The 11,245-nt window shown below is 72.4% G+C and carries 8 protein-coding genes; 5 read left to right on the plus strand and 3 right to left on the minus strand.

Annotated elements, in window-relative coordinates:
* Positions 1-129 precede the first annotated feature (129 nt).
* On the plus strand, positions 130-1,614 hold the full coding sequence (locus tag ACFWW9_RS19315; protein ID WP_390379230.1) for a flavin-containing monooxygenase: 1,485 nt from the start codon (positions 130-132) through the stop codon (positions 1,612-1,614).
* Between the two features lie 5 nt (positions 1,615-1,619).
* Here the strand turns inward: ACFWW9_RS19315 and ACFWW9_RS19320 are convergent, their stop codons facing one another.
* Positions 1,620-2,480, minus strand: a complete 861-nt coding sequence (locus ACFWW9_RS19320; RefSeq protein ID WP_390379233.1) for a helix-turn-helix domain-containing protein — start codon at positions 2,478-2,480, stop codon at positions 1,620-1,622.
* 142 nt (positions 2,481-2,622) lie between these two features.
* Between ACFWW9_RS19320 and ACFWW9_RS19325 the strand changes: the two genes are divergently transcribed.
* The gene (locus ACFWW9_RS19325; protein ID WP_390379236.1) at positions 2,623-3,318 is read left to right on the plus strand and encodes a type 1 glutamine amidotransferase domain-containing protein; all 696 of its coding nucleotides are present in this window, start codon (positions 2,623-2,625) and stop codon (positions 3,316-3,318) included.
* Here ACFWW9_RS19325 and ACFWW9_RS19330 read toward each other — a convergent pair.
* The gene (locus tag ACFWW9_RS19330) at positions 3,308-3,901 is read right to left on the minus strand and encodes a TetR/AcrR family transcriptional regulator (protein ID WP_390379239.1); all 594 of its coding nucleotides are present in this window, start codon (positions 3,899-3,901) and stop codon (positions 3,308-3,310) included. The two genes, ACFWW9_RS19325 and ACFWW9_RS19330, sit on opposite strands and share 11 nt — an antisense overlap.
* A 100-nt stretch (positions 3,902-4,001) precedes the next feature.
* Here ACFWW9_RS19330 and ACFWW9_RS19335 point away from each other — a divergent pair, with 100 nt between their 5' ends.
* Both ACFWW9_RS19335 and ACFWW9_RS19340 read left to right on the plus strand, forming a co-directional pair.
* Complete coding sequence (locus tag ACFWW9_RS19335; protein WP_390379242.1) at positions 4,002-5,423, plus strand: pyridoxal phosphate-dependent decarboxylase family protein; 1,422 nt, start codon at positions 4,002-4,004, stop codon at positions 5,421-5,423.
* Between the two features lie 180 nt (positions 5,424-5,603).
* Complete coding sequence (locus tag ACFWW9_RS19340; RefSeq protein ID WP_390379245.1) at positions 5,604-7,250, plus strand: serine/threonine-protein kinase; 1,647 nt, start codon at positions 5,604-5,606, stop codon at positions 7,248-7,250.
* Between the two features lie 6 nt (positions 7,251-7,256).
* Here ACFWW9_RS19340 and ACFWW9_RS19345 read toward each other — a convergent pair whose 3' ends face one another.
* Positions 7,257-9,173: an FAD-dependent oxidoreductase gene (locus ACFWW9_RS19345; RefSeq protein ID WP_390379248.1), complete on the minus strand. Its 1,917-nt coding sequence runs from the start codon at positions 9,171-9,173 to the stop codon at positions 7,257-7,259.
* A gap of 222 nt (positions 9,174-9,395) precedes the next feature.
* Here ACFWW9_RS19345 and ACFWW9_RS19350 point away from each other — a divergent pair, with 222 nt between their 5' ends.
* Entirely contained in the window at positions 9,396-11,216 is a 1,821-nt protein-coding gene (locus tag ACFWW9_RS19350; protein WP_390379251.1) for an EAL domain-containing protein, read from the plus strand.
* Positions 11,217-11,245 lie beyond the last annotated feature (29 nt).

Genomic DNA, 11,245 nt, shown 5'->3' on the forward strand with positions numbered 1-11,245 from the left:
ATTTCCGTCGATTCCCGGATCGTGGACGGGCACCACCGCGGTGTGGTACCGCCGCCCGGCCCTTGTCGTCCGGCGAGGGGACGCACACCCTGGAGGCCTCGGTCCGACCGACGCCAGGGAGCCAGTCACATGACCACGTCCCCAGTGGAGCACCTCGACGTCCTGATCATCGGCGCGGGCATCTCGGGCATCGGCGCGGCGCACTACCTCCACCGCGACCACCCGGACCGGACCTACGCCGTCCTGGAGGGGCGTGCGGCGGGCGGCGGCACGTGGGACCTGTTCCGCTACCCCGGCGTCCGCTCGGACTCCGACCTGCACACGTTCGGCTACGAGTTCAAGCCGTGGCGGGACGAGCACGCCATCGCGGGCGCCGACAAGATCCTCGCCTACCTGCGGGAGACCGCCGAGGAGCACGGCATCGACCGCAACACCCGGTTCCACCACCACGTTCGGGGCGTGGCCTGGTCCGGTGTGGACGGCCGGTGGACCGTCGAGGTCGACCGGACCGACATCGGCGAACCCGTGACGCTCACGGCGTCCTGGCTGTTCTTCGCCACCGGCTACTACCGCTACGACGAGGGCTTCAGCCCGGCGTTCCCCGGTCGCGAGCACTTCGCCGGGCCCGTGGTGCACCCCCAGCACTGGCCGGAGGACCTCGACTGCGCGGGCAAGCGGGTGGTCGTGATCGGCAGCGGGGCCACCGCCGTCACGCTGGTCCCGGCACTGGCCGCCACCGCCGCGCACGTCACGATGCTCCAGCGCACGCCGAGCTACATCCTTCCGGTGCCGTCGAAGGACGCCCTCGGCAACCGGCTGCGGACGCTGCTCGGCGAGGAGCGCGCGTACCGGCTCGTCCGGCGCAAGAACATCGCGCAGCAGCGGGCGATCTGGTGGCTGTGCCGCCATTTCCCGCGCCAGGCCCGCAGGCTGATCCGCTGGATCAACACCAAGCAGCTCCCGGCGGGCTATCCGGTCGACGAGCACTTCAACCCGCCGTACGACCCGTGGGACCAGCGGCTGTGCCTGGTGCCCGACGGCGACCTGTTCACCGCGATCCGCGAGGGCACGGCGTCGGTGGTCACCGACCGGATCACCGGGTTCACCGCGTCGGAGGTGCTGCTGGAGTCCGGCCGCGCGCTGGAGGCGGACGTGGTCGTCACGGCGACCGGGCTGAACGTGCGGCCCTTCGGCGGCGTCGGCGTCGCGGTCGACGGCGAGCCGGTCCGGCTGGCGGACACGGTGGCGTACAAGGGGATGATGCTGTCCGGCGTCCCCAACCTGGCGTTCGCGGTCGGCTACACCACGTCGTCCTGGACGCTCAAGGTCGGTCTCCTGTGCGAGCAGTTCTGCCGCCTGCTCGCGCACATGGACGAGCACGGCCACGACGTCTGCGTCCCGACCGTCCCCGACACCGCGATGCCGACCCGGCCGTTCCTCGACTTCGCCGCGGGCTACATCCAGCGGGCGATCGGCGAGCTGCCCCGGCAAGGCGACCGGGCCCCGTGGCTGACGTCCATGGACTACCACTCCGACGTGAGGCTGCTGCGCCGCGCGCCCGTGCGGGACGACGCGAACCTGCGGTTCACCACCCACGTCCCCGCCGGGACGTGACGCCGTCAACTCGGGAACGGAACCCGGTCACCCGTCCAGCTCGCCAGCAGGTCCATGGCCCGCCGGGCGGGTGACCCGGCGGGCGTGGTGTAGACGAACAGGGTCGTGTCGGGGTCGCCGGGCAGGGTGAGGGTCTCGTAGTCGACGTCCAACTCGCCGACCAGCGGGTGGCGCAGGCGTTTCGCGCCGTGGGTGCGCTGGTGCACCCGGTGCCGCTCCCACCACTGGTCGAACTCGCGGCTGTGGGCGCGCAACTCGGCGACGAGGGCGGTCGTGGCGTCGTCGGCGGGATCGCGGCCGACGTCCAGCCGGAGGCTCTCGACCGCGGCGCGGGCGTGGTCCTCCCAGTCCACGAACAGGGAGCGGGCGTCGTCGTCGAGGAACATCCAGCGCGCGTAGTTGCGCTGCTTCGGCGGCAGCCGGTCGAAGTCGGTGAACAACGCCTTCGCCATCCGGTTGGCGGCCAGCACGTCCGTGCGGCGGCCGAGGATCAACGCGGGCTCGCCGTCGAGGGCGTCGAGCAGCTGGTAGAGCCCCGGCCGCACGCGTTGGACACCCCTTGACCGCCGCCGGGTGGTCGTGGTCAGGCCGAGGAGGTCGTCGAGGTGCGCCTTCCCGGCGGCGTCGAGGCCGAGCGCGCGGCCGATCGCCTCGACCACGCCAGCCGACGGCGTGATGCGCCTGCCCTGTTCGAGGCGGGCGTAGTAGTCGGTGGACACGCCCGCCAGCAGCGCGACCTCCTCGCGCCGCAGACCGGGCACCCGGCGCACGCGGCCGTCCGGCGGCAGGCCCGCCCGTGACGGGTCGACCTGGCCACGGGCCCGGCGCAGGAAGTCGGCGAGTTCGCGGTTGACCACGGCCGCCATTGTCCCCGAACCCCGCCGTTCCCGAGTGGACCTCCGAGTCCTCGTCAGCGGAGTCCGAGGTCGCACAGGGCGCGAGATGAGCCGCCGCGGCGCTTACCCGTGGACCAGGCTCGAAGCAGCCGAACACCGAAGGAGCCAGCTCGTGACCAAGATCCTCATCGTCCTGTCCGCCGCCGACACCTGGGAGCGCACCGACGGCTCGTCCTACCCCACCGGCTACTGGGCCGAGGAACTCGCCGCGCCGCACGAGAGGTTCGTCGCGGCGGGCCTCACCGTCGACTTCGCCTCCCCCGGCGGCGTCCTCCAGCCGCTCGACGCCCACAGCGCCGACCCGGAGATCGCCGGACCGGACTGCGCGCACCACGTGGAGCACGCCGAGCGGGCCCTGCGCGAGTACGGGCCGCTGCTCAAGCTCGACGAGGTCGACGTCAACGACTACGCCGCCGTGGTGCTGCCCGGCGGGCACGGGCCCGTGGTCGACCTCTACCGGGACGCCGACCTCGGTCGGCTGCTCACCGCCGCGGACGCGTCCGGGACGCTCATCGGGGCCGTCTGCCACGGGCCCGCCGGTCTGCTGTCCGCCGTCGACGCCGACGGGAGGTGGGTGTTCGCCGGGCGGCGGATGACGGCGTTCACCGACGAGGAGGAACAGCTGTTCGGCACGGCCGAGGCCGCGCCGTGGCTGTTGGCGAGCACGCTGCGGGAGAAGGGCGCGGAGCACTCCGGCGGACCGGCCTACCAGGCGTTCACCGTCGTCGACGGGAACCTGGTCACCGGCCAGAACCCGGCGTCCAGCGGCCCCATGGCGGACGCGCTGATCGCCGCGCTCACCCGGTAGCCAGGCCGCGCAGGTGCTCGTCGACCACCCGCAGCTGGAGGTCGGGCGTGGTCGGGTGGTCGGGCAGCAGGGCGAGGACCTGCATCCCCATGGCCATGGCCAGGAGCTGTTCGGCGAGCACGGCGTCGGGCGCGGACGCGCGCACCTCGCCGTCCTCGCGGGCTTGGCCGAGCAGGTTCGTGAGGTCCTCGCGCCACCGCCGCATCCGGTCGTCGCTGGTGCCCGCCAGCGCCTCGTCGGTGACGGTCCGGCTCCAGAACGGCAGGACGATCCGGGCTTCGAGCCGGGTGACCTCGGTCGTCGGCACGAGTTCCACCAGGAACACCCGCAGGGCCTCCAGGCCGCGCTTGCCGGAGGTCGCGGCGCGGATGCGGAGGTCGGTCTGCTCGGACACGTAGACGTACGCGGCCTCGATCAGGGCTTCCTTGTTGGGGAAGTAGTGCGCGAGCGCGCCGTTGGCGTAGCCGGCCTGCCGGGCGATCTCCCGCATCGTGGCGGCGTCCGGCCCCTCGGTGGCGATGAGCCGCCAGGTCACCTCGAGGATCGCGCGACGGCGCTCGGCGTGGTCCACCAGCCTCGGCATGCTCCTCCTCCCCCGTGTTCCGGATGGCTCTACCGTCGTAGAATAACGCTGCTCGGAACCCCGCGGACGCCTCCGCCACGACCGTCGATCGAGGGAACGCATGACACCGGACGAATTCCGCGAAGCCGCGCACGAGCTGGTCGACTGGATCGCCGACTACCGGCTCCGGGTCCCGGAGCTGCCGGTCCAGGCGCAGGTCAAGCCCGGCGAGGTGGCGGCGCAGCTGACGGCGAGCGCCCCCACCGAGCCGGAGGGGTTCGGCGCGGTGCTGGGCGACCTCGACCGGATCGTGGTGCCGGGCATCACCCAGATGCAGCACCCCCGGTACTTCGGCTGGTTCCCCTCCAACGCGACGCTCAGCTCCGTGCTGGGCGACATCGCCACGTCCGGTCTCGGCGCGCTGGGCATCACCTGGCAGTCCGCCCCGGCGTTGACCGAGGTCGAGGAGGTCGTGGTCGAGTGGCTGCGCGACCTCACCGGGCTGCCCGCGTCGTGGCGGGGCGCCATCCACGACACCGCGTCCACCGCCTGCCTCGTGGCGCTGCTGGCCGCGCGGGAGCGGACGACCGGCTACTCGGAGTCGCGCGGCGGCCTCCAGGCCGAGGACGCCCCGCTCACCGTCTACACGACCGAGCAGGCCCACTCGTCGGTGGCCAAGGCCGTGGCGCTCGCCGGGTTCGGCACGGACAACCTGCGCCTGGTCGGGACCGACCCGTGGACCCGCGCGATGTCCCCCGCGGCGCTGGCCGAGGCAGTGGCCGCGGACGTGGCCGCGGGCAGGCGGCCCGCTGCCGTCGTGGCGAGCGTCGGCACCACCGGCACCACCGCGATGGACCCCCTCGCCGAGATCGTGCCGATCGCGAAGGCGCACGGGATGTGGGTGCACGTCGACGCGGCGATGGCCGGGTCCGCGCTGCTGCTCCCGGAGATGCGGTGGATGGTCGACGGCGTCGAGGGCGCGGACTCGCTGTCGTGGAACCCGCACAAGTGGATGGGCACCGTCCTGGACTGCGCCCTGCTCTACGTCGCCGACCCGGAACACCTGGTGCGGGTCATGTCCACCAACCCGTCCTACCTGCGGTCCACTGTGGACGGAGAGGTCACGCAGTACAAGGACTGGGGAATCCCGCTGGGACGCCGTTTCCGCGCCCTCAAGCTCTGGTTCCAGCTGCGACTCGACGGCGTGCAGGCGATCCAGGACCGCCTGCGCCGCGACCTCGCCAACGCCCGGTGGCTGGAGCAGGAGGCCGAGGCGACGCCGGAATGGCGCGTGCTGGCTCCCGTGACGCTGCAAACCGTGTGCCTGCGCCACGAGCCCGCGCACCTCACCGACGGGGCCGAACTGGATGCCCACACGCTGAAGTGGGTGGACGCGGTGAACGCGTCCGGCGCGGCGCTCATCACGCCGTCGCTGCTGGACGGCCGCTGGTCGGTCCGGGTGTCGGTCGGCGCGGAACCGACCGAGCGGAGCGACGTGGCCGCCGTGTGGAAGGTGATGCGCGCGACGGCCGAGGAGCGCTGACCGACCGATCGGTCTGCGCCGCGATCCCCGGCCTGGTCCGGAAACACCGGCCGCACCGGTCACCGCCGCGAAGTCGATCATCGTAGGATGGGCGCGATCCCACCGGGGCGCGCTCCGCGCGGGACGATCGCCGCGGCGCGCGGATCCCCGGCGCCGGCACACCTGCTCGAAGGGGTTGTCGTGAAGCCGCTCGGTGCGTCCGACCCGACGACGATCGGCCGGTACCGGATCCTCGCGGAACTCGGCCGGGGCGGCATGGGCCGCGTGCTGCTGGGGTCCGGGCCGGACGGGCGGCTGGTCGCGGTCAAGCTGATCCACGGCGCGCTCGTCCAGGACGAGGGGTTCCGCGGCCGCTTCAGCCGGGAGGTGGAGGCGTCCGGGAAGGTCTCCGGGGCCTACACGGCCGCCGTGGTCGGGTCCGACGCGAACGCGGAGGTGCCCTGGCTGGCGTCGGTGTTCGTGCCGGGCCCCTCGTTGCAGGAGGCCGTGGCGACGGCCGGGCCGCTGCCGGAGGAGTCCGCGCTGCGGCTCGCGGCCGGACTGGCGACGGCGCTGCTGGAGATCCACCGCGTCGGGCTGGTGCACCGGGACCTCAAGCCCTCCAACGTGCTGCTGACCGACGACGGCCTGCGGGTGATCGACTTCGGCATCGCCAAGGCCGTGGACGACACCGACAACAACCTCACCCACACGGGCTCGATGATCGGGTCGCCCGGCTTCATGTCGCCGGAGCAGGCCGTGTCCGGCACGCTCGGCCCGGCCAGCGACGTGTTCTCCCTGGGCGCGGTGCTCGCCGCCGCGTGCACCGGCCGGAGCCCGTTCGCGGGCGCGTCGACGTTGCAGACGTTGAACAACGTGGTGAGCGTTCGCCCCGACCTGTCGGCGCTGCCGCCGCGGGTGCGGCTGATCGTGGAGCGGTGCCTGGAGAAGGACCCGGCCAAGCGCCCCAGCCCCGAGCACGTGCTCGACCTGGCGCACCCCGTGCCGCCGTCGGTGCGCCCGTGGCTGCCCGCCGTGCACCGGATGATCGACGACCAGCGGTCCGCCGTGGCCCGCTTCCTGCCCGCGGGTCCGCGGGACGTGTCGGAGTCGGAGCGCACGGTCCGCGTGGCCGTGCCGCGGCCGAGTTCCACCTCGATCTTCCCGGCGGTGGAGCAGGCGTCCGGCGGCTACCCCGAACCGCCTGCCCGTCGAGGTCCGCGGTGGGCCGTGGTGGGCGCGGTGGCGGTCGTCGTGGCGCTGCTGGCCGGTGGGGCGGTGCTGTGGCAGAAGTGGCCGCTGTCCGGCACCGCGAGCGGCAACCCCGCCACCACGTCGTCGTCGAAGCCGGCGACCACCAGTTCCGCCCCGACCACCACGACGCCACCGCCGGTCACGACGACCACGACACCGGCCCCCGCCGCGCGCAAGGACCTGCGGCTGTACTGGAGCGGCAAGCTGGAGGACAACGCCACCTGCGCCAGCGAGGACTGCCTGGGCAAGAACCGCGGCGACTACGCCCTCGCCCAAGTGGAGGGCCGCGTGCTCGCCACCCGCGAGGACGGCACGGTGCCGTTGAAGACGTACTGGAACGAGGGTCGGGGCGACGTCGTCACCTGCGGCACCGACTCGTGCGTCAACCAGCAGCTCGAGGTGGGCTACACCTTCCTGCGCGACGAGGGCTTCGTCTACAGCTCCCAACGCCCCGGCACGGTCCCCCTGCGCCTGTTCTGGAACGCCGACCGCGAGGACAACGCGACCTGCGCGACCGACCGCTGCGCCGCCGACCAGACCGCCGTCGGCTACACGTACGTCCGCGACGAGGGCTTCGTCTACCCCGCCGCCTGACACCCCCTAGGCCGTTCCCGTCCCCCTCCTCGCGGCGGCCAGGGTTGTTGCGCCCAGGGCGGTTTCCAGTTGTTCCCAGCGGGTTACCAGGTCCGTCAGCATGAGCATCATGGTGTCCGGGAAGGCGTAGAGGAAGCTCTGGTACCGGTAGTGGTCGAGGTAGTAGGCCACGACGTCGTCGGTCAGGGCGGTGACCGTGGTGGTGCGGGCGTGGAAGAACAGGTCGTGGTGGCCGAGCAGTGCGCCACGGCCGAGGACCGCTCGGTCGTAGATGCCCCCGAAGTCGACCTCGACCCGGCCGCTCACGACGAGGAACAGGCCGTGGGCCTCGTCGTCCTCGCGGCAGAGGGAATCGCCTGTCGTGTAAGGGATCTCGTCGAACATCGACGCCAGCGTCTCCAGCTCGGAGTCGGCCAGCGAGGCGAACAGCCGCACGCCGTGGGGGTCCTCGCCCTCGCGCAGGCACGCCACCCGCTCCGCCAGCTCCCGCTCGCTGAGGTGCGTCATCCGCATCCGCACGAACCGCAGCATCCGGTCCGTGTTGCGCGTCTGGCGGCGGGACGCCCCGGCGCTCGGCGGGGCGTACAGGGTCTGGTCGCCGCTGATCCGCGCGGCCTCGCGCCTGCCGGACTCGTACGCGCTGTGCACGCAGCCCCAGTGGTACGGGTTCGTGCCCTCGCCCGCGAAGAACAGCCGGTCGCCGACCGGTTCGGCGAGCGTGGCGACGTCCGCCGACGAGGAGTCGACGCCGATGCACGTGTACGAGCCCAGGGCGAACGGGTCGGTGGACCACGCGGTCCGCGAGACGTGGTCCGGCGCGGGCGCGTCGGCGCTGAAGATGTCGCCGACGACGGTCGTGGCGTAGGCGGAGACGTCCTCTTCGGACCACGTCTCCATCTCCCGGCCGAGCGACGCGCCGAGCAGCATCACCAGGACCGGTTTGCCGTGCGACTTCCACATGCTGATCACCACGGTGGGGTACCGGTCGGTGTCGCGGCACAGGTAGCCGAACACGTACTGGTCCCTGGGCCAGAACGGTTCCGGGTAGTGCAGGGCGATCTTGTTGAGCGTGCCGAAGCCCAGCCGGGCGATCGCCGAGCGCTTGACCTCCGGCAACGGCGGCTCGAACTCCACCACCCCGGCCTTCAGCACCCCGAGCGGCACGGTCACCAGCACCCTGGCGGCCTCGAAATCGCCCCGGTCGGTGGTGACCCGCACCGACCCCGGCCCGGTGGCGATCCGGGTGACCACGTGGCGCAGCCTGACGTCCACGCCGTCGGCGAGGGCGTCCACGACGGACTGGTAGCCCTGGTGCAGGGTGCTGTCGCCGTGCCCGTAGACCAGGTAGCCGTCCTCCCAGAACTTCAGCGACAGCTTGTCCGCGTCCTCCCCCACGTCCTCGCGGAGGATCACGTTGAGGTGGAAGCGCACCGCCTGCTCGTCCTCGGAGGACAGTCGACGTTCGGCGAGGACCTGGCGAACGGCCTCGCCGAGCGGGACGTCCGGGTGCTGCCCCTTTCGCGCGGTCGCGGCGCGCTGCTCCAGCTCGTGCAGCACGTCGTCGGCCAGTTCCAGGGTGCGGCTCTTGCGCCGGTGGTCGGTCGCGCGGTGGTCCGCGCCGAACAGGTCGAGGCTGTCGAAACCGCCGGTGTACGCGCTGTCGCCGCCGACGTAGCTGAACGGGATGCCCAGGTCCTCGACCAGCTCGGTGATCGGGTTGCCGTCGGTGCCGTGGATCCAGTGCGCGCCGAGGTCGACGCCGTGCTCGTCCGTCCAGATCCGGCCGCCGACGCGGTCCCGCGCCTCCAGCACGGTCACGGGGTGACCGGCGTCGCGCAGCGCCCGCGCCGCGGTCAGCCCGGCGATTCCGGCCCCCACGACCAGAATGCCGGGTAAGTCGTCTTCTTCGGCTTTTTCACGCATGGCTCGATTGTCGGGCAGTCCACGCGACCCCGGACAGTCCCGGATGGTGTGCTCGCGCTGGGCCGTCCGGGTAAAGCGCGCGGCGTTTACACCCTCTTGGGTGATGGACCGCCGAGACCGGACCGTGGTCGAATCCCACGATTGCCGTAAGGCCTCACCGCGCAGCGAAGTATTTCGCCACAGTGGGCCCGGAATCACGTGACACGGGCGAAGAGGTGAACTGTGCCGGAGCCGGAGGTGGCACCGGAATCGTTGCGGTTCGCCCGCAGGTGGGCGGCCGCTCTGCGCGATGCCGATCCAGCCGAACTGGAATCGCTGGTGGTCGCACTCGCGCGCGAAGTCCGGACCGGGGGCGACCACGCCGCGGAACGATTCGCGGAGTTCTACCGGAACTGCCCGATCGCGGTGGCGCTCACCGATCGGCGGGGAATCATCTCCGCGACGAATCCCGCATTTTTGCGGTTGACCGGGTATTCAGCGGAATCCGATCCACTCGGCACGCCCATCGCCGACCTCGGCGCGGCCGACCGCGACCAGGCCGAACTGCGCGCGGCCCTCGACGACAGCACCGAGGTGGGGGCGCGGACCCGCGACCACATCGAGGTGTCCGCCGCCGACGGCGACACCAGGACCGTCCGGCTGTCGACCACGACGCTCCCCGACGACGGCGACCCGGTCTTCATGTTCGAGGACACCCACGAGCTGCACCTGCTCCAGGAGACGTTCGAGCACCAGAGCCTGCACGACTCGCTGACCGGCCTGCCCAACGCCGCTCACCTGCGCTCCAAGCTGGAGGCGATGGTCGTCACCGGCGGCGCGGAGCGGGTCGCGCTGCTGCTCCTGGACGTCGACGGGTTCCGGGTGGTGAACGACGGCCTGGGCGGCGGCACGGCCGACCTGGTGCTGCGCCGGGTCGCGAACGCCCTGCGCTCGGTCTTCACCGACCACCAGGCGTTCATCGCGCGGCTGTTCGGCGACGTGTTCGCGGTGGCGCTGCGCGGCGAGCTGACGCCGGACGTGGTGGTGGCGCTGACCGAGGCGACGATCGAGGAACTGGCCAAGCCGGTCTACGTGGACGAGGGCGTCGGCGTCGGGGTGAGCGCCAGCGTTGGGATCGTCCTCGTCGACGTGCCGGGCGCGGACCACGCCGAGGCCATGCGGTCCGCGGAGGTCGCCCTGCACCGGGCGAAGGAGCTCGGCAAGGCGCAGTGGGTGCTGTTCGACCCCGTGTCGGGCAAGGTGGCCCGCGAGCGCTACCGGCTGGCCTGCGCCATCGCGGGCGCGCTGGAGACCGGCGAGATGGTGGTGGCCTACCAACCGCACGTCGTGCTGCCCGACGCCGGGATCGTGACCTCGCTCAACGCCGCGCTGCGCTGGAACCACCCGGAACTCGGCAGGCTCCGCGCCGAGGTCTTCCACCCGCTCGCCGACACGACCGGCATGACCGTGCCGCTCGGCCGGTTCCTGCTGGCCGAGGCGCTGGCGACCACGGCGGACTGGCGGGCCAGGTTCGGGGCGGACGCGCCGATGGTGTGCCTCACCCTGCCGCCGCGGATGGCGATCGACAGCGACCTCGTCGGCATCGTCACCACCGAACTCGAGCAGCACGGCCTCGAACCGCGACACCTGATGCTCTGCGCCGACGCGACGTCCCTGCTCGACGAGCGCGGCGACCTGATCGAGTCGATCGACCGGCTGGCGGGCCTCGGCGTGCTGTTCATCCTCACCATCACCGGCCTGCCGGACCTCGAACTGGTCCCGGCGCTGGAGGTGCCCGCGCCCGCCGTGATGCTGACCGGCCCGATCGTCGACGCCCTCGACGTGGAGAAGCCGCCGGAGTGGGCCAAGCGCAACGTCCGGCAGCTGGTCGAGCGGGCGGAGGAACTGGGTGTGAAGGTCGGCTCGTACGGCGTGCACTCCCAGGAGCAGGCGGCGCTGCTGTTCGACCTCGGCGTGGTGGTCGGCGCGGGCACGTTCCAGCCGGAGCACCTGACCCGCGAGGACGCGGAGGTCTGGATCGGGCGCGCCTACCCGATGGGCTAGACGTGGGTGCGCCGCGGGGAACCTCCCCG

The sequence above is a fragment of the Umezawaea sp. NPDC059074 genome, assembly GCF_042738955.1.
GTDB lineage: Bacteria > Actinomycetota > Actinomycetes > Mycobacteriales > Pseudonocardiaceae > Umezawaea.

Coding starts and splice junctions, on each gene's coding strand:
- ACFWW9_RS19315 (WP_390379230.1), top strand. CDS start 130: ATGACCACGTCCCCAGTGGAGCACCTCGACGTCCTGATCATCGGCGCG.
- ACFWW9_RS19320 (WP_390379233.1), bottom strand. CDS start 2,480: ATGGCGGCCGTGGTCAACCGCGAACTCGCCGACTTCCTGCGCCGGGCC.
- ACFWW9_RS19330 (WP_390379239.1), bottom strand. CDS start 3,901: ATGCCGAGGCTGGTGGACCACGCCGAGCGCCGTCGCGCGATCCTCGAG.
- ACFWW9_RS19335 (WP_390379242.1), top strand. CDS start 4,002: ATGACACCGGACGAATTCCGCGAAGCCGCGCACGAGCTGGTCGACTGG.
- ACFWW9_RS19345 (WP_390379248.1), bottom strand. CDS start 9,173: ATGCGTGAAAAAGCCGAAGAAGACGACTTACCCGGCATTCTGGTCGTG.